This window comes from bacterium, from assembly GCA_016703265.1.
Lineage (GTDB): Bacteria > Krumholzibacteriota > Krumholzibacteriia > LZORAL124-64-63 > LZORAL124-64-63 > CAINDZ01.
Genome location: JADJCK010000007.1, coordinates 82,014 through 100,546, shown reverse-complemented (window position 1 = coordinate 100,546; position 18,533 = coordinate 82,014). Strand labels below are relative to the sequence as shown.

The following is an 18,533-nucleotide window of genomic DNA, read 5'->3' as shown; positions in this document are numbered from 1 at the left end:
CCGAGGTTCGCTGTGGGTCACCCTGGGCACGACCACCATCACCACGGGCATGGGCACGACCATGGCCATGGCCACCACCACGGCACGGCGGCCACGACCGGCCGCGCCTTCCTGGTCGGCATCGTGCTCAATGGCGCCTTCGTGGCCGTGGAGGCCGGCGCCGGCCTGGTGACCGGCTCGCTGGCGCTGCTGGCCGACGCCGGGCACAACCTCAGCGACGTGCTGGGACTGCTGCTGGCATGGGGCGCGAACCGGCTGGCGCGGCGCGCGCCGTCGCTGCGGCGCACCTACGGCTGGCGACGCTCGTCGATCATGGCGGCCCTGCTGAACGCGGTGCTGCTGCTCGTCGCCGTCGGCGGCATCGCCTGGGAAGCCATCCGGCGCGCGCAGGAGCCCACACCGGTGCCCGGCGCCACCGTCATGATCGTCGCGGGCATCGGCTTCGTTATCAACGCCGCCACGGCCCTGCTCTTCCTCTCGAGCCGCAAGCACGACCTGAACGCGCGCGGCGCCTTCCTGCACATGGCGGCCGACGCAGCGGTTTCCCTCGGCGTGGTGGCGGCCGGTGCCGCAATCGTGGCCACCGGCTGGGCCTGGCTTGACCCGGCAGTCAGCCTCGTGATCGCCGTGGTCATCCTGTTTGGTACATGGGGTCTGCTGAAGGAATCGCTCGACCTGTCACTGGATGCGGTGCCCGTCGGCATCGACGCCGCGGACGTCCGTGCCTGCCTTGCCGCGCTGCCGGGCGTGACGGCGGTGCACGACCTGCATGTCTGGGCCATGAGCACGACCGAGGTGGCGCTCACCGCCCACCTGGTGAAGCCCGACCCCGGCGGCGACGACGCGCTGATCGCCCGCGCCACGCACGAGCTAGGCGAGCGCTTCGGCATCGCGCACGTCACCCTGCAATGGGAACGCGCCGGCAACGACTGCCCCAGCGCGCCCTGCGCGCCGGGCCCTCAGTAGGACATCGCGTCCAGCTTCACCTTGCCGCGGAAGACGCGGTAGATGTGGAACGTGTAGCCCACCACCAGCGGCATCCCGATTCCGGCCAGGATCAGCATCGTCCGCAGCGTCAGCGGCGAGCTGGCCGCGTTGAAGCAGGTCAGGCTGGTGCCCGAGGGCCCGTTGCCGTGCACCAGTTCCGGGAACATGCCCAGGCCCAGCAGCAGGAACAGCAGCAGGATGGCCGCCGAAGACGAGAGGAATGCCGCGAGCTCGCGCCCGCGGTACACCTCGCGCGGGATGTTGGCGATGGCCAGCAGGCTGGCCGCCGGCACCAGGAACAGCAACGGCTGCTCGCGGAACGGGTCGGCCAGGCGCGGCACGTAGAGCAGCGTCGCCATCGTCTGCAGGACGTACATCAGCACGAAGGCGATGATGGTCGGGCGCACCCAGCCGCGCACGCGCTGGTTGAGCTCGCCCTCGGTCTTCATCACCAGGAAGATGGCGCCGTGCATCATGAACAGCGCCACCACCGTGGCGCCGGTGAGCAGGGCGTAGGGATGCAGCTGGTGCAGCAGGTTGCCGCGGTAGCTGAAGTCCGGGTCCACCGGCACGCCCCAGGCCAGGTTGCCCATGGCGACGCCGATGATGAACGAGCCGAAGACGCTCGAACCCCAGAAGGCGGCGTCCCAGGCCGCGCGCCAGCGCGCTCCGGGGCGCAGGCTGCGCACGTGGATGGAGATGCCGCGGAAGATGAGCATGAACAGCAGCAGGATGAAGGCCGTGTAGAAGCCGCTGAAGACCGTCGCGTAGACGTCGGGGAAGGCCGCGAACAGGGCGCCGCCGCCCGTCACCAGCCACACCTGGTTGCCGTCCCAGAACGGGCCGATCGCGTTGAGGAACACGCGACGGTCGCCGTCCTTCCGCGCCAGCAGGTGCAGGGCCCCGACACCCAGGTCGAAGCCGTCGAGCACCGCATAGCCCGCCAGCAGGATGCCCACCAGCGCATACCAGACCACATTGAGGAGAGGACCTTCCATCAGTGCACCTCCCCTGCGCCGGGCGCGGGATGCGCATGCGGCCCCTGCCGGATCTTGTGGTCGAGCAGCACGAAGAACAGGATGAACAGGGCCAGGTAGATCACCGTGAACAGGATCAGCGAGAACAGCACCTGTCCGGGCGCCAGCGTGGGGCTGACGGCGTCGGCGGTCCGCATCAACCCGTAGACGATCCACGGCTGCCGGCCGATCTCGGCCGCGGCCCAGCCCACCTGGTTCGCCACCTGCGGCAGCAGCACCGCGAACACCATCACCCACAGGAGCCGTCGCGAACGGAAGAGCACGCCGCGCCAGGCCAGCAGGCCGCCGACCCACGACAGGGCGATCAACGTCATGCCGATGGCGATCATCAGGTGGTAGAGCTGGAAGCTGGCCTGCACCGGCGGCCGTTCATCGACGGGAATGTCGTTCAGGCCCTTGATGAAGGTGTCGCGGCTGCCGCCCACCATCAGGCTGAGCAGGCCGGGCACCCGGATGCCGTGCACCGTCCGGTTCTCTTCATCGACCCAGCCGAGCACTGTCAGGTCGGCGTTCGTACCCGACTCGTAGATGCCCTCGAACGCCGCCAGCTTGGCCGGCTGGTGCTCGGCCACGGTGACGGCGCTGGCGTGCCCGGTCGCCAGCTGCCCCACCGAGGCCACCATGCCGAGGCCCAGCCCGATGGCGATGGAGGTTCGCCCCACGAAGTGGTGCCGGTCCTTGAGCAGGTACCAGGCGCCCACGGAGGCGACGAAGAACGCGCCCGCCTGCCAGCAGCCCATGATGGTGTGGGCCAGCCGGTCCACCGACGACGGGTTCATGACCATGCCCCAGAAGCTGGTGATCTCCGCGCGCGTGCCCTGGGCCGTCTCGACCAGGCGGTAGGCGGTGGGCGTCTGCATCCAGCTGTTGGCCACCACGATCCACACGGCGCTGAAGTGCGCGCCCAGGCAGACCATCAAAGTGGCCAGGAAGTGCATCCTCGGGCCCACGCGGTCCCAGCCGAAAAGCAGGATGGCGAGGAAGCCCGATTCGAGGAAGAAGGCGAAGATGCCCTCGGCGGCGAGCGCGCTGCCGAAGACATCGCCGACGTAGCGCGAGTAGCGCGCCCAGTTCGTGCCGAACTCGAATTCCATGACGATGCCGGTGCCCACGCCGAAGGCGAAGATGAGCCCGAAGATGCGCACCCAGAACCGGGACAGCTCGCGATAACGCGGCTCGCGCGTCTTGAGGTACATCCCCTCCATGACCACCAGAGCCACGCCCAGGCCGATGCTCAGGGGCGGGTACAGGTAGTGGAAGCCGATGGTGATCGCGAACTGGAGGCGTGACAGCAGGACCAGGTCCATGGGGTACCTCGGCTTGCGGAAGATCCGGCGGATGACAGGCGTCAATCTACCCCAACCTGTGCCGACCGGCAGCCCGGTCATTAAACTTGACAATTAGTGTAATCATTTCTATATCATTGTCAGAGCATGGGATATGAAACCGCGCGGTCGAAAGGCCGCCGACCTGGACAATGCCGCAGCCCGGCCGCAGGGCGCGCCGAAGGAGATGCAGGATCATGCCTTACCCCGAGCAGCTGGTGGCCCCCATGAGGGCCGAACTGACGAGCGCCGGCGTGCAGGAGCTGTGCACGCCCGCCGAGGTCGACGCCTGGTTCGCCCAGAAGCAGGGATCGGCCCTGCTGCTGGTCAACTCGGTCTGCGGCTGCGCCGCCGGCAGTGCGCGCCCCGCGGTGAAGCTCGCCATGAACAACAACAAGCGGCCCGACCGCGTGGCCACGGTGTTTGCCGGGCAGGACCTCGAGGCGACGGCGCGTGCGCGCCAGTTGATCGGCGACATTCCGCCGAGCAGCCCGTCGATCGCCCTGCTGAAGGACGGTGTGCTCGTGCACTTCGTTCCGCGGCACCTGATCGAGGGACAGGCTGCCGAGACGGTCGCGGGCGAACTGTCCGACGCCTTTGCCGACTACTGCTGACCGCCGCAAGGAGGACACATGGGAACATTCCACAACGACAAGGGTGAGCTGCACGGCATCACCGTCTATGCGCAGGCCGGCGACACGGTCTACGTGGGGCGCTGCGACGTACTGGATGAAGAGCGCCTGGTGCTCCACGACGCCGACGTCCATGTCGACGGCCACGATGGCCGCAGCATCGACGATTACCTGCAGCGCGCCGCGCGCTTCGGCGTCTGGAAGAAGCACGACATGCTGGTGCTGCCGGCGGGTGAGCTCGGGCCGGTGCGCCCGCTGGGCGAACTCGTGCGCGGCGGAAGCGCCCGCGGCCCGGCTGCGGAACCGGCGCCGGTGAGCGCAGAGCCGGCCGCCTCGACGGACACCATCGACGAAGTCGTGTCCCTCACGCCGGCTGCCGCAGCCGAAGTGCGGCGCCTGCTGGCCGCCGAGGGCATCGACGGACGTGGCCTGCGCCTGGGCGTGGCCGGTGGCGGCTGCTCGGGCCTGACCTACAAGGTGGAGTTCGACGGACGGCGTGATGGCGACATCGTCGTCGCCCACGAGGGCTTCGAGGTCTATCTCGATCGCAAGAGCGCCATCTACCTGCGCGGCATCACGGTCGACCACCAGCCCGGACTCACCGGTCGCGGCTTCCAGTTCCGCAATCCCAACGCGACCAACACCTGCGGCTGCGGCGAGAGCTTCGCGGTATGAACACCGCCGGCGGCTTGTGCCGGCTCGCGCGCGAGCGCGGGCTGTTCAGCCGCTGGGACGGCGTTCCGGGACTGTCGGCCCTGCTCGCAGCGGGGCCCGACGCCGGCAGTTTCCTCCAGGCCCAGGTGACGAGCGACGTACTGGCCCTGGCACCCGGCCGCGGCCAGCCTTCGGCGCGGCTCAACCGTGCCGGCGCGCTGCTCGCCGAGTTCACGCTGGTGCGCCTGCCCGATCGCGGCCAGCCGTTTGCCGCCTACATGCTCGTCGTCGACCGCAACGCGGCGGCGGCGCTCGCCGACGACCTCCGCGCCCACGTCGTGACTGAGGACGTGTTCATCGACGACGTCTCGACCGACTTCGACGGTTGGCTGCTGCTGGGCCCCGCCGCCCCGGACTGCCTGCGCGCACTGACCGGGGGTCCCTCCGCGCCGGCAGAAACCTGGACCGCCGAACTGCCCCTCACGGGTGATCCCGGCAGCCTGGTGCTGCAGCGACGCGGCGCCATGCCCGCGCTCGGGCCGGCCGTGGCGCGGGTTGCCCTCGAAGGCGGCCTGGTCGACTGGCCGGCCGATGCAGCCGGAGTCGAAGCCTGGCGCTGGCTCTGCCTGGAGGCCGGGCGCCTGCAGCACGGTGTCGACTACCTGCCCGGACGTCGCGGCCTGGCGCAGACGGGGCTGGAGCAGAGCGTGGTCAGCCTGACCAAGGGCTGCTACCTGGGACAGGAAGTCGTGGCGCGCGTGCGCACCTACGGCTCGGTGCCGGAAGCGGTGCGCGTGCTGTTGTTCGAGGATGCCGGGACCGAACAGGCGCCGGCGGTCGACGCTCCGGGTGTACCCGTGCACACGGAAGACGGAAAGGCGATCGGCACCTGGGCCTCGGCCGGCTGGTCGGCCATCTGGCAGGCGCCGGTGGCCCTGGCCTTCCTCGACCGCGCGCATCGCACTCCCGGGCGGGAGCTGGCGATTCGCCTGGCCGGCGGCGCGAACGCGACGGTGCAGGTCCGCCTCTCGCCCCTGCACGCGGCAGCCGGCGGCGGCGAGCTCGCGCGCCGGCTGCACGAGCGGGCGGTGTACCTGTTCAGCCGCGGCGACGACGACGGCGCCATCGGGCTGCTGCAGCAGGCGCTGCGCGCCGACCCCTCGCTGGGCGAGGCCGCCGAGGCCCTCGGCGTGATCCTGGGCCGGTCGGGGCGTTTCCACGAGGCCATCGACATCTTCAAGCAGCTCGAGGAACTGGCCCCGGACGAGCCGATGGTCCACACCAACCTGTCGCTGTTCTACATGAAGCTCGGTGACCGGCAGGAAGCCGAACGACAGCGCGAACTGGCCACGCTCAAGCGCTTCGCCGGCATCGACGACCAGCGCGAGGCGACCGAACGGGCCGCTGCCGAAGCCGTGGCGCGCCGCGGCGATGCCGCCCGCAAGCTGTCGATGTTCGCCGAGGTGCTCGAACTGGATCCGGAAGACCCGCTGGCGCTGCTGGGCGCCGGCAACGCACTGGCGACACTTGAACGCCACGCCGAAGCCGAGCCGCTGCTCGGTCGCGCGCGCGCCGCGCAGCCCGACAACAGCGCGCTCTACCTCTCGCACGGCCGCGTCCTGGAGCTCCTGGGCCGCGCCGAGGAGGCCGCCGCGACGTACCGCGACGGTGTCACTGTGGCCAGCCGCAAGGGCGACCTGCAGCCGCTGCGCGAGATGGAGCACCGCCTGCTGCTGCTCGACGCCGCGCGCTGAACTCCCTCGTCAGTACTCCCCGACATGGCGCGCGACGATCGCGGGCGCCACTTCATCCAGCCGGCTCACCGCCGCTGCCGTCTCCCTCGCGCCGCTGCCCCACACCAGGAGCGGCACCGGGTTTGTCGTATGCCGGCGCGTGGTCGCGTCCTCCAGGTTGCCGTGGTCGCTGGTCAGCAGCACCTGCGCGGTGCCTTGTGCCGTGCCTGGCGACAAGTCGTCGCCCAGCTCGTCGAGCACCGCACGCACGAAGGCATCGAGCTTCGCCAGTTCGCCGGCGATGACCGCCGCGTCGCCGGTGTGTCCCGCCTTGTCGCTGAGGAAATACTCGTAGAGCGTGAACCCGCCGCCTTCGCGCGCCGCCCTGGCCAGCACGCGTCCCGCACCCGCTGCCGTGCCCGGCGGCACATCGAAGCCGCGTGCGATCAACTCGGCGTTGGTGAAGTCCTGGTAGATGGAGCGGCCCGCCGCCACGTCGTCCAGCGTGAAGAACGGCAGGTCGGCCGCCAGGTTGGCCACTGTCGTGGCCGACAGGGTCAGCTGCTTCTCTCGCGACAGTTCCCAGAAACGCGGGCGGAACGCGTTGAGGAAGCGCGCCGGAACGCCGCGTCGCGCCAGCGAACGCAGCACCGAATGCTCGAGCAGGATCGCCCGCAGCGCCTCGTTCGGAAATCCCGTGAGATGCTGGCCGATGGCGGCCTGGCTGTTCACACCCGACAAGAGCGTGGTCTGCCCCGTGGCGCTCTGCGGAATGCCGGGCACGCCGAGCACGGCATCGATCGCGCGCGCCCAGCCGCCGCCGAAGGCAGGGACCGGCGCCGCGAGGGCGGCCGCCGCCTCGCCGAAGCGGAAGACCTCGCCCCCGTACGCGTGCTGCGGATTCGTGGCCGGATCGCAGGGCCCCCAGCCGAGGCCGTCGATGAAGATGAGGATGGTGACAGGCACGAAGGCTCCCCGGGCGGCGCCGGCACCGACGCCGACCGGGGGAAGATCGCACCCGCGAACGGGTTCCGCCACGGCCGCCGGCGGCCTTGACAATTTCGAGCATATGCTCATAATTGGGAACGAGGTGACGCCTTGCCAAGACCCCCCTGCTGCCGCCGTATCGCCGGGAAGCCGCTTGTCGCCGTGTTCAAGCCGGCGGGCATCCCGACCCGCGACCTCGAGCAGATCACCATGACGCTTGACGAGTTCGAAGCCCTGCGCCTGGCCGACCTCGAAGGCCTGTACCAGGCCGATGCGGCCGCTTCCATGGGGGTCTCGAGGGCGACTTTCGGGCGTATCCTCGAATCGGCACGACGGAAGACGGCCGACGCGCTCACGCACGGCCGCGCCCTGCTGATCGAGGGCGGTCCCGTTGTCACCGGAACACCCGGCGGCCCACGCCGCCACCGCTGCGGCCACCGCTGCGGCATCGAAAGGCTGGAACCATGAACATCTGCTTCCCCATCGCCGCCGACCAGGGGCTCGACAGCCCCGTCAGCGGACACTTCGGTTCGGCGCCCTGTTTCGCGATCATCGACAGCGAGAGCCGCGCCTTCCGCGTCATCGTCAATGCCAACCAGCATCACGGCCACGGCGGCTGCCAGCCGCTGGCGGCGATCGCCGGCCAGGATGTCGGCGCCGTGGTCGTCGGCGGCATCGGCGCCGGGGCCCTGTCGCGCCTGCAGGCCGCGGGTGTCCGCGTCTGGCGGACCGACCAGGGCACCATTGCGGGGGCGCTGGAGGCCTTCATCGGCGGGACGCTGACAGAGATGACGGCGGCGGCGGCCTGCGCGGGCCACGGTCATGGATCGCCCGGACAGGACGGGTCGCCCGGCCACGGCCACCAGTGCCACGGCGGGCACTCGTGAGCCGACCCCCATCCACGCCTCCGGCACGCGAAGTGGATCCGGCGCTGCACAGTTCTACCCAGCGCGCCGAACATGCGGGCTGCCTGGTGTGCGGCGCCGGCAACCTCTCCGGACTGCAGTTGCAGTTCCGCACAGCCGACGACGGCTGCGTCACGGCGCCATTTGTGGGCAACCCGGCGCTGGAGGGCTACCCGGGCCTGCTGCACGGCGGCATCATCTGCGCACTGGTCGACGGCGCCATGACCAACTGCCTGTTTGCACGCGGGGTCACGGCCGTCACGGCCGAACTGACGGTGCGCTACCTGGAAGGTGTCCAGATAGCGCGCCCCGTCGAGATCTCGGCCTGGTGCCTGCGCGCGCGCGGGCACCTTTTCGTGTTGCAGGCGGAGATCCGTCAGGACAGCCGCGTCGTGGTGCGCGCGGCCGGGAAGTTCATGGACAGGAGTCGGCAGCGCCCGACAACGGGCTGACCGGCGGCCGCGCGGGGCGGCGCCGCACGGAGGAACGCGGGATCCACCGGAGGAAGGCCATGACGAAGATCGGCATCATCATCTGTGATCGCTACCACACCTGCGCCGGCGGCAAGTGCCTGCGCGCCCTTCACGACCGCGCCGGGGCTTTCGCGGCCTACGCAGACCAGGAAGTCCAACTGGTCGGTTTCACCACGTGCGGTGGCTGCCCGGGCGGCAACATCGAAGATGCTCCCGACGAGATGGTCCGCAACGGCGCCGAGGTGGTCCACCTGGCCACCGGCTTCATCGTCGGCTACCCGCCGTGCCCGCACCTGGACCACTTCGTCGAGATGATCCCGAAGAAGTTCGGCCTGCGCGTGGTCGTCGGCACCCATCCCATCCCCCAGAAATACTGGCTGCTGCACGGCAGCCTGAACACCTGGGTGGAGCAGCGCTGGGACGCGCACCTGGCGGCGACGCGTGCCGATGAAGCGGTGCGTCGGGCTTACGATTGACGGCGGATCCCTTCCGCCCCCCCATTCGGACCTTGTTCTGCATAGGGGATATGCTATCCTGTTTCGAGCCTGAACTCCGGACACGGACCAGGCCGGACGGGACAGGTCAGGGCCTGGCCCCCGGATCCGGCGGGGGGATTGCCATGGACAGCAGCTACCAGCAGGCGCCGCTCGAGGGCGGTCGCGTCCGCTTCACCGTGACGCCGGCCGCGCCGCCGAAATCGAAGGGCGCCGCCAACGTCATCGCCGTCATCTTCGCGCTCATCGTTATCGGCTCCACGCCGGCGCACACGCCGTCGCTCCTCGTCTTCCTGCGGCTCGTCCTCGCGGTGGCGGGCGGCTGGTTCGTGCGCAAGTGGGTCAACAAGTGGTTCGCCGGCAAGGTCGACCGGATCCGGTCGCCGGGCGGCACCTTCGTCGTCTCGCCCGACGGCATCGAGGCACCCAATGGAGCCACGATCACCCGCGACCAGCTGCATCGCCTGATCGTGCGGAACGGCGTTCCCGACTTCCAGGGCGGCGCCGTGGCGGTGGACACCGGCACCATGTACTCGGCGATGCAGGCCGGCGCCGCGAACGACCGCGCCGTGAACCGGGCCCGCGCCTCGGCGGTGGCCTACATGCTGTGCGCGGAATCGGGCGGCCGCTCGACAACGCTCGCCGGCGGCATGACCGAAGTCACGGCCAACGGATTGCTGACCGACGTCAGCCGGGTGCTGGGCCTGGCAAGGGCGTGATCCGCCGCAAAGGGAACGGCTGCGGCAACTCGCTGCGCGGGGTCATGCTCGCGGCGGCTTCCGCCTGGCTCGCGGTCGGTGCCGCGCCCGCCGGCGCCTGCCCCGAAGGGGACGCTGCGGCCGCTCAACCGGCGTACGCGCTGCCTGAATTGAGCGCCGCCGGCATCCGCATGTTCCCGGCGGCCAGTGCAGCCTATGACCGCGCCATCGAACCCCTGGAAGCGGAACCGTGGCTGGTGAATCTGGACGGTCCCAGTGCGCTCAATCAGGTCGTCCTGGTCGATGCCGTGCCGTACGTGCTCGCCAGCGCCTGCAAAAGCCACGATTGCGCCGCGAACAACCTGGTCCTGCTCTATTCGGCGCAACAGGATCTGGTCTACGGGCTGGTCTTTCGCGACGGCAGTACGACGCTGATCGGGATGCCGCCGTCGGCCGTAACGCAGGCGCTGGAGACCTTCTGGTGGAAAGCCTTCCGCGAATGAACTGGGTGGGCACAATGGCACCCCCCGGAGCTCACAACAGCCGCAACGCCCCTGTAAGCACCCGTGCTTCAAGGCTGCCGTGTTCGCCGCAGTACTCGCCGTCCATGTAGACCGGCACCGGCACCGGCGCGCGCAGGCTGAGCCGGCTCGTGCGCGCGCGAGCAATGCGACCATCGCGCGGCTCGTTTCCCTGCAGCACCGGACCCAGCGCGGTGATGACGGCCAGGCGCCCCATCGCGCCGACGGTCAGCAGGTCGAGCGCGCCGTCATCGGTGCGCGCAGCCGGGCACAGGCGGAAGGCGCCGCCGACGCGACTGCCGTTGAGCAGCGCCCCGGTCGCCAGGCGGCCCGAGAATGCGCCGTCGTCCCAGGTGAGATCCAGTTCATAGGTACGGAGAGTCGCCAGCGCGCGGGCCAGCGCCACGAAGTAGAGGGCCGGCCCGCGAACGATGCGTACGCGGTGGCTCAGGCGGTTCACCTCGGCCTCGAAGCCGAACCCGAGGTTGTTGTGGAAGCGGCCGGCCTCCCACTGCCCCACGTCGACCAGCCGCTCGCGTCCGGCGGCAATGCGCGCCACGGCCGCTTCGATGCCGCCGCCGAGACCGTGCTGCCAGGCGAAGTCATCGCCGCTGCCGGCGGGGATGATGCCGAGCCTCTGCGCGCCGAGATCGAGGCCCTGCAGCACCTCGTGCACGGTGCCGTCGCCGCCGACGGCGACCACCGGGTCGCCGCCCGCGTTCCGCGCCAGTTCGGTGGCATGGCCCGGCCGTTCGGTGACGGCCACCTCGACGGAAGTGCCGTGGACGGCGAAGGCGCGGCGCAGGCGCTCGAGGTCGGCGCCAAGGTGGTCACGACCATGGCGGCCGCGACCGGAGCGCGGGTTCACGATCAGGAAAGGATGCATGACGTGTCAGCCCGTTCCAGCCACGTCCGGATTGCGGTTCGCTGCGGGAATGCGTCGTTCACCGTTTCCGGCCCGGCGCGTCGATTCTGCCACACGCGGCCGCCGATGACAAAGCCGAAGCCCCGCCACCTTTCGGCAACGGGGCATCGGCCTCAATCATCGCAGGCTGCTTCCGTCGCCGGAAGCGCCGCGAACTAGCGGAACAGGGCCTTGACGTCGCCGAAGCTGGCGTCCTCGACGGAGACCGGCAGGTACGGCGCGATCACGATGTTGCCGTACGGCGCCACATCGGTGATCCACACGCAGACGCCGACCATTTCGAAGCCATACTGCACGTGACGGGCAGGATCGTTGATCAGGACCTGCGAAACGTTGAAGGCGCCCGACGACGGCAGGTTGACCATCGTCTCGACGACCGACGAGAAGTCCGGCGCGAAGTCGCGGATGAAAGCCTTGGCGACGTGGGCCGAGGTCAGCGAGCTGGTCAGCACGGTGCCGGTGAAGTTCAGGGTCTGGCCGGCCAGCGAGCCGTCGTCCACCTGGGCGTACGAGTCGGCGTACATGATCTTCTGACCCACGCTGCCGGGGCCGCCGCCGGGCAGGTACCAGTACGGGTTGGGATCGTTGATCGAGTTCGGGCTCAGCGTCAGGTTCGAGCCGGAGTACGAGGCCACCAGGTCCGCGAAGCCCCAGACGCCGCCGAACTGGTAGACGTTGCTGAGGTCCCACACGTTCATGTAGGCGTTGGTGATCTTGGTGGGGTCGACGGTGACATCGGCGGCGAAGGCGCTGCCGGCGAACAGGGCGCAGATCACCAGGGCGATGATTGCTTTAGCACTGTGGCGCATGTTTGAGGCCTTTCGTTACGGGACGGGAGCGAACACATCGAGAACTGCGGGTTCTCACCGTCGCTCGGCAAGGCCCGCGGCGGATCGTCCCCAGACACCATTCTAGACTATGTTCGGTTTCCGAATCAAGTCCAAAATGGGCGTCGTGACTGCAAATTTTCTCCCAGGCCGGGAGATAGTTCGATCGTGGCGTCAAAAGCAGACCTTACTATATTGTAAATGCATTTATTGCAAGATGTTAAGTAAACACTGGTTCGCGTCAGGCGCCGTCGCGGTCCGCAACCACGAAAACGGTGGAAATCGCGGCAGCGACCGTTCCCGCACCCCCATTGACGATCGCGGAGGCCAGATGCCACTATCGGCATCGGTGCCACTGCAGCGAGCCAAACCACTCCCCCGGAAGGGCCGAGAATGCGCACGACAATCCGGTTCATCTGCTGCGTCGCCCTGTCGACGCTGCCGGCCTCGGCGGCGGCACTGGACCGGCCGGTGTTCGTGGTCCCCGAAATCGTCGTGATCGGGGTGCGCCCGGTGACCACGGCGGGCGGTGTTGCCGCGGTCGAGGTGCAGCCCGACTCCCTGGCGTTGCCGGCGGCTCCCACCCTCGCCGAAGTCTTCCGCGAACTGCCTCACCTGCATGTTCGCACGAACTCGCGCGGCGAGTCCGAGATCTCCGCGCGCGGCTCGGATTCGCGTCAGGTGGCCGTGCTCGTCGATGGTGTGCCCATCACCCTGGCCTGGGACTCACGCATCGACGCGTCGGTGATCCCCTCCTCGGCCCCGCAGGAACTGGGCTATGTGCGCGGACTTTCGTCGATGCTCCACGGCCCCAACGTGCTGGGCGGCGTGATCGACGTGCGCGTCGGCAGCGCGACGCAGTTGCCGGATTCCGGTTCGCATGCTGCAGGCCTGGAGGTCGATCATGGCGGCGCACTGGCCGGCGCCGCGGACGTCACGGTTCCGTTCACGGCGCGCGGCGGCCGCGGCGTGCTGCGCGCAGGCCTGGGCTACCGCGATTCGCCAGGCCAGGCACTGGCCCGCGGCATTGTCGAGCGACCGGGCGCCGATGAAGGACTGCGCCTGAACACCGACGCGCGGCTGGCCGACGGCTTCGTCTCCCTGCGTTACGCGCGCGACGACGGCGCCTGGATCTCGTTCGCGGGCCTGGGCATGAGCGGCAAGCGCGGCATCGCCGCCGAACTGGGGCTGCCGGATGCCGACGCGCGGTTCTGGCGGTACCCGCGCGTGTCGCGCGCGCTCACCGTGGCCTCGGCAGGAACCGGCGACCGCACCTCGCCCTTCGGCGGGCGCGGCGACCTCGAAGTCAGCCTGGGATTCGACGCCGGCAGGACGAATATCGACGCCTACACGTCGGCGGCCTACGACAGCGTGGCCGGCTTCGAGAACGGTCGCGACCGCACGCTCACGCTCAGGCTGCTGGGCGACCAGTCGCTGGGCGGCGCCGCCGAACTGCGCGGCGCGTTCACCGTCGCGGACATCAAGCACGACGAATCGTTGCCCGAGGGCGACTCCCGCTATCGCCAGCGCCTGTGGAGCCTGGGCGGCGAGACCGTATTGCGGCTGGTCGATCCCGGCGCGAAGGCGCGCTTCCTGCGCGTGGCGGCGGGCGCCGCCTGGGATGCCGCCGAGACGCCGGAGAGCGGCGGCAAGGAGTCGCTGGGTCGTCTCGACAGCTGGGGCGGGCGCCTGGGCCTGACCGGCGGGCTGGACGACGGCACCACGCAGATCCACGCGGGCGTCAGCCGCCGCAGCCGGTTCCCGTCGCTGCGCGAACTCTACTCCGGCGCGCTGAACCGGTTCGCGCCGAACCCGGACCTGCGTGCAGAGAACCTGGTCGCCTGGGAGGCGGGCATCACGGCGCGCGCCGGCCGTGGCGAGATCCAGGCTGTCGTCTTCCACAACCTGCTGCGCGATGCGGTCGTGCGCATCCGCCTGCCGGAGCCCGATCGCCGCTTCCAGCGCGTGAATCGCAACGAACTGCGCTCGACCGGCCTCGAGCTGACGGGATCACACAGCTGGCACCGCCTCTCGGCCACGGCGCACCTGACACTGCAGTCGGTGGAACTCACGGACACGGAGGACGGCTCTGCACAGCGTCCGGAAAACCTGCCGGAGATCGCGGGTGGACTCGGCCTGCGGGCCGACCTGTCACACAGCTGGTCGACGCGGCTCGACGCACGTTGGACCGGCGAGCAGTTCGCCGTCGACCCGACCAGCGGTGACGACAGCCGCCTTGCCCCCTCGGTCCGCCTCGACCTGGGCGCCATGCGCACGTGGTCACGCCATGTCGAGACCATTGTCGCGCTGGAGAACGTGGGCGATGTGGTCAGCCAGGACCTGATCGGGCTGCCACAGCCGGGGCGCACGCTGCGGGTGCAGATGCGGGTGCGGTGAGGGAACGTGCAGAACTGGTCGGAGCGTCTAGTTTTCCTCGGGCGTGTCCGCATCCGCATTCGCCGGCGATCCGGATTCCATCTCGCCGGCAAGGTAGCTCGCAACGACCTTGTCCGTCACCTCGTCCGTGACCACGACGCGATTCCAGTGCGACTTCTCCGTGTAGGCGTAGGCGCACGCCTGTGCCGCATAGCGGAACCGCCGCAGTCGGCTGCCCGATTGACGACGTTCGGCAGCCAGCGGCATGACAGCATGATTGAAGCAGTAGACCTTGTATCTTTCCATGGCGAGCGAACCCCCGGGCTTCACAAGACGGCGCCAGGGCTTCTCGCGATGGCACCACCCCAATGTACGCGCACCAGCGGTCGAAAGTATAAGACATTCTGAAATGACGGATTGCCGGCCTCGCAGCCCCGGGAACCGGCCAGGGGCCTCTGCCCTCCCGTTCACTGGCGGCATGGAGACAACAGACGGACGGCGCTAGAAGCGGCTGATAAGCCTCAGTTCAGCCCCCTCGAAGTCCGGGACAAGGTAGCAGGTGCCCGAAGTGCAGGCAGTACCCCCACGACGGGTGCCGACGAAAAGCGTGGCCTCGTGGTACCGGCTCACAGGCGCGCTGACAACCAGGCCCAACCACCGTCTGGGCTTCGTCTCGATGACTTCCGGGGTGAGGGGATCATCCTGCTCGTCGGGATCGTCGGAATACTCGGCCTGCAGCGCTAGGGTGCCCAGGCCCGCCCGGTCGACACCCAGGCCGAGGAAGGCGTTGTCGAACGTCGAGGCGACGTCAAAGGCGGTGCGTTCGGCGCGCTGGTATTCGGCAGCCACCCGGATCGACAGGCCGTCGCCCAGATCGCGCCGCAGGGAAATGCCACCCGTCCGATGGTCGGTAATGCCCTCGACTTCATCGCTGCCCGTGGCCGCGAAGACTTCCCAGTGCAGCGGGCGGAGCGGGTCCCCGCCCAGGGTGAGTGCGTCGAGCCGGTAGTGCCGCAGCCCGTTGATCTCGTTGTGAGCCCGGGCCGCATCGAACTGCAGCGCATGTTCTCCGGGCAGGGCGCCGATAACGGACAACTGGTGGCCGTCCTCCTTGTCGGCGAGCAGGAAGTGCGACATGCGGTTCAACAGGTGCTGCGACATCTCCGGCACCAGGTTCGGCGGGTCGTTCCAGCCCAGGGCGAAAGCATCGTAGTCCTTGGTCTCGAAACTGGCGCCCCAGCGGCGGTAGTTGAGCTGCGCGGCGGTGTACAGGGCGTGGGGCGCGGTCGCATCCGTCTCCAGCCCGTCCTTGAGCGGATTCCAAGACCGGCCGGCGTATTCGGCGTAGAACTGCAGATCGAGTTCATGGTCCGCCGCCAGCGCAGGCGCCAGTTCGGCGGCCCTCAGCGTCAGGTCGGCCGAGGCGTATTCGTCGAGCTCCGGCTGCGCGCCCGCCAGCTGGCGTTCGCCACGCAGGTAGCCCGCGCCGAGAACCAGTGAGGGATGGATCTCCAGCGCGGCGTGCCCGCCGGCCACGTGGCCGTCGCGGCGGGGAAGATCGGCGATGCCCGGCGGAGCGTCGGGATAGCGCACCGGCTCACCACCGAACGCGAGTGCCGACAGCGGCCCCCTGTCGAATTCGATGATCACGCCGTCCAGGCTTCGCGAGTCCACGTATTGCGACGGCGGGAACGTTGCGTCCCGCACCACGCCACGCAGCTCGAAGGCCCGGAACATCAGGCCGCGCCCCAGTGTGGCAAAGCCGTTGCCGACGTTCAGTCGCAGGCCGTCGGCTTCCCATTCGACGAATTTCATCGTCAGTTCGTCGTAACGGGCAGGCACGAATCCCTCGTCACGGGAAGGCCGGAAGCTCTCGAAGCGCAGGCCTGCGCGCAGCGCGGCCCGGCTGTATTCCAGGTCGAACTGGTCGAAGATGGAGACCGAAGCCGAGGCCTCGACCGTGGGGTCACGTCCCGTCTGCCACTGCAGCAGGTTGTCCGCGCGCACCGTCCCGGCGGCGTCCTCGGCGCTGGCACGGGGCGCAGCCGCGCCGGACAGCCACACCAGCCACGTCAACGACAGGCAGGCCACGGTCAGCGCGCGACGCGCGGTTGCCGTCACTTCACTGGCTCCGTCGGCGTTGCGGCAGGTGCCCCTGCCGGCGCAGCGGGCGCATCCAGCAGCGGCAGGAGCTCCTGTTCCAGGATCTCGATATCGCCTCGACGGAATCCCCGGTGCAGGGCCTGTATGCGGCCCTCGCGATCGATCAGGAAGGTCATCGGGATGGACTCCACGCGGTAGAGTCGCGCGGCCCGCTTGTCGGCGTCGATCAGGATCGGAAACGTCAGGCCCAGTGATCGCGCCGTGCTGGAGATCTTCGGACGGTTGCGCGGTTCATCCGTGCTGACCGCCAGGATCGTCAGGCCCCGCGCGGCGTAGCGCTCGTGCAACGTCTGCAGCTCCGGAAGGGATTGCTTACAGGGGCCGCACCAGGTCGCCCAGAAATCGACGATCACCGGGCCGCGCTCCAGGGCCGCCGCCAGGGACATGCGTTCACCGGTGGTGCTCTCGAGTGTGAAAGCGGGCGCCGGACCCTGGTCCTGATCGGCAGCCGCGACGTCGCCCGTGAACGGCAACGCCGCGGCCAGGAGGATCAGGACCAATGGCAGGCGGCATCGGCACGAGACATCGGATCGGGTCCCGATCATGCCTTCTCCTATTTCAACAGGGTCACGAAGCGCGACTGGCTCTTGCCGTCGACCGCGAGCTCGACCAGGTAGCTGCCGCTGGCCAGGGTCAGGCCCGCGTCGTCGCGGCCGTCCCAGACCATCGTGTAGTCCTGGTCCGCGCCCTGGCGTTCGTCGACCAATGTCCGCAGCACACGGCCCTGCACGTCAAGGACGCGCAACCGCACCGGCAGATCGCCGCTGCCGTCGATCCGGTAGGCAAGGTTGATACTCGGGTTGAACGGGTTCGGATAGCCCGGCTTCAGGAGGAACCCGTCGCGCGCCAGCGGCGGGACGTCCGAGGTCAGGTCCGCCAACGCCGCACTGACAGCGGCACTCGTCTGGGCGAGATTCCAGCCGCTGCGGCGGAACTTGATGATCCCGTCGCCACCGACCACGAAGAACACGTCCTGCGCCGTGGCGTAGCTGTTCCCGATGGCGGTGGAGCCGCCGTACAACGCAGGGTAGGTGATGCCGGTGACCGAGAGGAAGACGTTCGTCTGCGCGAGGGTGCCGCTCCACATCTCCAGCCCCAGGGCCTGGAACGAAGGACCGGCGAAGCTGGCTGCCATGGTCTGGGTGGACGGCCCCGCCGCCCGACAGCTGCTTCAGGAATGGCCGAACATGAACAGGAACTTGACCTTGCCGTCGTAGTCGGAAAGGCTGTGGGTCTGGCCGGTCGTGCTCTGGAGCGTGAATCCGGCCGCGACTTCGCCGACCTGACCGGTGGCGCGGGCATTGCCGGCCACCAGCGTGACCAGGGCCAGGACCACTCCTGCTGCGGGGAACACTCGGGTGATGCGCATGGCGGCTCCGTCTCTGGTTTTCAATACTGGGTGTCGGTCCCGGTCATTGAAGATTCTGGATGGTTTTCGTCATCATTCTACAGGCAGGGATCGGCATCGTCAAGCGGGTTGCCGGTCCAGACATGGAATGCCCGTGAAACCGTCCACGCGGTTCTCCGAGTGGTAATCGTCGGACGACTGTCGGGCTGGGGGCTGGCTTCTTCTACCCATCCAGCGCGAAGCCGATCTTCAGCGTGACCTGCCACTCAGCCACCTTGTCGTTGTCTATACGCCCGCGTGTTTCGACAACTTCGAACCAGCGCATGTTGCGAACGGACTTCGCTGCGTGTTCGACAGCGTTCTTCACGGCATCCTCGATCGAGGTTGCGGATGTCCCGGTGATCTCGATCTTCTTGTAGACCCGATCCGACATGTGAATCATCCCTTC

Annotated in this window: 22 protein-coding genes; 11 read left to right on the top strand and 11 right to left on the bottom strand. The window is 69.0% G+C overall.

Annotation, left to right across the window (positions count from 1 at the left end; genetic code table 11):
• Nucleotides 1-12: 12 nt before the first annotated feature.
• Nucleotides 13-966, top strand: a complete 954-nt coding sequence (locus IPG61_14355; GenBank protein MBK6735229.1) for a cation transporter — start codon at nt 13-15, stop codon at nt 964-966.
• Here the strand turns inward: IPG61_14355 and cydB are convergent.
• Nucleotides 960-1,985 carry a cytochrome d ubiquinol oxidase subunit II gene (gene cydB / locus IPG61_14350; protein MBK6735228.1) on the bottom strand — a complete coding sequence of 342 codons (1,026 nt, stop codon included), beginning with the start codon at nt 1,983-1,985 and terminating at the stop codon, nt 960-962. The genes IPG61_14355 and cydB overlap by 7 nt on opposite strands.
• Complete coding sequence (locus tag IPG61_14345) at nt 1,985-3,331, bottom strand: cytochrome ubiquinol oxidase subunit I (GenBank protein ID MBK6735227.1); 1,347 nt, start codon at nt 3,329-3,331, stop codon at nt 1,985-1,987. Before IPG61_14345 ends, cydB begins: the two co-directional genes overlap by 1 nt.
• Nucleotides 3,332-3,546: 215 nt before the next feature.
• Here IPG61_14345 and IPG61_14340 point away from each other — a divergent pair, with 215 nt between their 5' ends.
• The 3 genes from IPG61_14340 (at nt 3,547) to IPG61_14330 (ending at nt 6,389) form a co-directional block, all read left to right on the top strand.
• A complete protein-coding gene (locus tag IPG61_14340) occupies nt 3,547-3,963 on the top strand; it encodes a BrxA/BrxB family bacilliredoxin (protein ID MBK6735226.1) in 417 nt (138 codons plus the stop codon).
• Nucleotides 3,964-4,194: 231 nt separating this feature from the next.
• Nucleotides 4,195-4,656, top strand: a complete 462-nt coding sequence (locus IPG61_14335) for an iron-sulfur cluster assembly accessory protein (GenBank protein MBK6735225.1) — start codon at nt 4,195-4,197, stop codon at nt 4,654-4,656.
• The gene (locus tag IPG61_14330) at nt 4,653-6,389 is read left to right on the top strand and encodes a tetratricopeptide repeat protein (protein ID MBK6735224.1); all 1,737 of its coding nucleotides are present in this window, start codon (nt 4,653-4,655) and stop codon (nt 6,387-6,389) included. Before IPG61_14335 ends, IPG61_14330 begins: the two co-directional genes overlap by 4 nt.
• A 9-nt stretch (nt 6,390-6,398) precedes the next feature.
• Here the strand turns inward: IPG61_14330 and IPG61_14325 are convergent, their stop codons facing one another.
• Nucleotides 6,399-7,334, bottom strand: a complete 936-nt coding sequence (locus IPG61_14325) for a hypothetical protein (protein MBK6735223.1) — start codon at nt 7,332-7,334, stop codon at nt 6,399-6,401.
• A gap of 132 nt (nt 7,335-7,466) precedes the next feature.
• On the opposite strand from IPG61_14325, the gene IPG61_14320 reads away from it, so the two are divergent.
• The 6 genes from IPG61_14320 (at nt 7,467) to IPG61_14295 (ending at nt 10,428) form a co-directional block, all read left to right on the top strand.
• The gene (locus IPG61_14320) at nt 7,467-7,823 is read left to right on the top strand and encodes a DUF134 domain-containing protein (protein ID MBK6735222.1); all 357 of its coding nucleotides are present in this window, start codon (nt 7,467-7,469) and stop codon (nt 7,821-7,823) included.
• Complete coding sequence (locus IPG61_14315; GenBank protein ID MBK6735221.1) at nt 7,820-8,242, top strand: NifB/NifX family molybdenum-iron cluster-binding protein; 423 nt, start codon at nt 7,820-7,822, stop codon at nt 8,240-8,242. The genes IPG61_14320 and IPG61_14315 overlap by 4 nt, the downstream gene beginning before the upstream one ends.
• Complete coding sequence (locus IPG61_14310; GenBank protein ID MBK6735220.1) at nt 8,239-8,712, top strand: PaaI family thioesterase; 474 nt, start codon at nt 8,239-8,241, stop codon at nt 8,710-8,712. The genes IPG61_14315 and IPG61_14310 overlap by 4 nt, the downstream gene beginning before the upstream one ends.
• A gap of 59 nt (nt 8,713-8,771) precedes the next feature.
• Nucleotides 8,772-9,209: a CGGC domain-containing protein gene (locus tag IPG61_14305; GenBank protein ID MBK6735219.1), complete on the top strand. Its 438-nt coding sequence runs from the start codon at nt 8,772-8,774 to the stop codon at nt 9,207-9,209.
• A gap of 143 nt (nt 9,210-9,352) precedes the next feature.
• Nucleotides 9,353-9,946, top strand: coding sequence for a hypothetical protein (locus IPG61_14300; GenBank protein MBK6735218.1), 594 nt, complete (start codon nt 9,353-9,355; stop codon nt 9,944-9,946).
• Nucleotides 9,943-10,428 carry a hypothetical protein gene (locus IPG61_14295; protein MBK6735217.1) on the top strand — a complete coding sequence of 162 codons (486 nt, stop codon included), beginning with the start codon at nt 9,943-9,945 and terminating at the stop codon, nt 10,426-10,428. The genes IPG61_14300 and IPG61_14295 overlap by 4 nt, the downstream gene beginning before the upstream one ends.
• Nucleotides 10,429-10,459: 31 nt before the next feature.
• On the opposite strand, the gene IPG61_14290 is transcribed toward IPG61_14295, so the two are convergent.
• Both IPG61_14290 and IPG61_14285 read right to left on the bottom strand, forming a co-directional pair.
• Nucleotides 10,460-11,332 (bottom strand): diacylglycerol kinase family lipid kinase, encoded by an 873-nt coding sequence (locus IPG61_14290; GenBank protein ID MBK6735216.1) that lies wholly within the window; start codon nt 11,330-11,332, stop codon nt 10,460-10,462.
• Nucleotides 11,333-11,526: 194 nt separating this feature from the next.
• The gene (locus tag IPG61_14285; protein ID MBK6735215.1) at nt 11,527-12,180 is read right to left on the bottom strand and encodes a hypothetical protein; all 654 of its coding nucleotides are present in this window, start codon (nt 12,178-12,180) and stop codon (nt 11,527-11,529) included.
• A 411-nt stretch (nt 12,181-12,591) separates the two neighbouring features.
• Between IPG61_14285 and IPG61_14280 the strand changes: the two genes are divergently transcribed.
• Nucleotides 12,592-14,595, top strand: a complete 2,004-nt coding sequence (locus tag IPG61_14280) for a TonB-dependent receptor (GenBank protein MBK6735214.1) — start codon at nt 12,592-12,594, stop codon at nt 14,593-14,595.
• Between the two features lie 27 nt (nt 14,596-14,622).
• Here the strand turns inward: IPG61_14280 and IPG61_14275 are convergent, their stop codons facing one another.
• From IPG61_14275 to IPG61_14250, 6 genes are all read right to left on the bottom strand, one after another.
• Nucleotides 14,623-14,880, bottom strand: a complete 258-nt coding sequence (locus tag IPG61_14275) for a hypothetical protein (GenBank protein ID MBK6735213.1) — start codon at nt 14,878-14,880, stop codon at nt 14,623-14,625.
• A 195-nt stretch (nt 14,881-15,075) separates the two neighbouring features.
• Nucleotides 15,076-16,695 (bottom strand): hypothetical protein, encoded by a 1,620-nt coding sequence (locus IPG61_14270; protein MBK6735212.1) that lies wholly within the window; start codon nt 16,693-16,695, stop codon nt 15,076-15,078.
• Nucleotides 16,692-17,282 carry a TlpA family protein disulfide reductase gene (locus IPG61_14265; GenBank protein ID MBK6735211.1) on the bottom strand — a complete coding sequence of 197 codons (591 nt, stop codon included), beginning with the start codon at nt 17,280-17,282 and terminating at the stop codon, nt 16,692-16,694. Before IPG61_14265 ends, IPG61_14270 begins: the two co-directional genes overlap by 4 nt.
• Before the next feature lie 8 nt (nt 17,283-17,290).
• Nucleotides 17,291-17,872: a hypothetical protein gene (locus IPG61_14260; protein MBK6735210.1), complete on the bottom strand. Its 582-nt coding sequence runs from the start codon at nt 17,870-17,872 to the stop codon at nt 17,291-17,293.
• Nucleotides 17,873-17,908: 36 nt separating this feature from the next.
• The gene (locus IPG61_14255; protein MBK6735209.1) at nt 17,909-18,106 is read right to left on the bottom strand and encodes a hypothetical protein; all 198 of its coding nucleotides are present in this window, start codon (nt 18,104-18,106) and stop codon (nt 17,909-17,911) included.
• 202 nt (nt 18,107-18,308) lie between these two features.
• Nucleotides 18,309-18,518: a dodecin domain-containing protein gene (locus IPG61_14250; protein ID MBK6735208.1), complete on the bottom strand. Its 210-nt coding sequence runs from the start codon at nt 18,516-18,518 to the stop codon at nt 18,309-18,311.
• Nucleotides 18,519-18,533: the final 15 nt, after the last annotated feature.

Bases quoted from the DNA above. Each gene is read 5' to 3' on its own strand.
- IPG61_14265 (MBK6735211.1), bottom strand. From the start codon at position 17,282: ATGATCGGGACCCGATCCGATGTCTCGTGCCGATGCCGCCTGCCATTG.
- IPG61_14340 (MBK6735226.1), top strand. From the start codon at position 3,547: ATGCCTTACCCCGAGCAGCTGGTGGCCCCCATGAGGGCCGAACTGACG.
- IPG61_14335 (MBK6735225.1), top strand. From the start codon at position 4,195: ATGCTGGTGCTGCCGGCGGGTGAGCTCGGGCCGGTGCGCCCGCTGGGC.
- IPG61_14280 (MBK6735214.1), top strand. From the start codon at position 12,592: ATGCGCACGACAATCCGGTTCATCTGCTGCGTCGCCCTGTCGACGCTG.
- IPG61_14285 (MBK6735215.1), bottom strand. From the start codon at position 12,180: ATGCGCCACAGTGCTAAAGCAATCATCGCCCTGGTGATCTGCGCCCTG.
- IPG61_14250 (MBK6735208.1), bottom strand. From the start codon at position 18,518: ATGTCGGATCGGGTCTACAAGAAGATCGAGATCACCGGGACATCCGCA.
- IPG61_14275 (MBK6735213.1), bottom strand. From the start codon at position 14,880: ATGGAAAGATACAAGGTCTACTGCTTCAATCATGCTGTCATGCCGCTG.
- IPG61_14330 (MBK6735224.1), top strand. From the start codon at position 4,653: ATGAACACCGCCGGCGGCTTGTGCCGGCTCGCGCGCGAGCGCGGGCTG.
- IPG61_14260 (MBK6735210.1), bottom strand. From the start codon at position 17,872: ATGGCAGCCAGCTTCGCCGGTCCTTCGTTCCAGGCCCTGGGGCTGGAG.
- IPG61_14305 (MBK6735219.1), top strand. From the start codon at position 8,772: ATGACGAAGATCGGCATCATCATCTGTGATCGCTACCACACCTGCGCC.
- cydB (MBK6735228.1), bottom strand. From the start codon at position 1,985: ATGGAAGGTCCTCTCCTCAATGTGGTCTGGTATGCGCTGGTGGGCATC.
- IPG61_14315 (MBK6735221.1), top strand. From the start codon at position 7,820: ATGAACATCTGCTTCCCCATCGCCGCCGACCAGGGGCTCGACAGCCCC.
- IPG61_14345 (MBK6735227.1), bottom strand. From the start codon at position 3,331: ATGGACCTGGTCCTGCTGTCACGCCTCCAGTTCGCGATCACCATCGGC.
- IPG61_14290 (MBK6735216.1), bottom strand. From the start codon at position 11,332: ATGCATCCTTTCCTGATCGTGAACCCGCGCTCCGGTCGCGGCCGCCAT.
- IPG61_14255 (MBK6735209.1), bottom strand. From the start codon at position 18,106: ATGCGCATCACCCGAGTGTTCCCCGCAGCAGGAGTGGTCCTGGCCCTG.
- IPG61_14300 (MBK6735218.1), top strand. From the start codon at position 9,353: ATGGACAGCAGCTACCAGCAGGCGCCGCTCGAGGGCGGTCGCGTCCGC.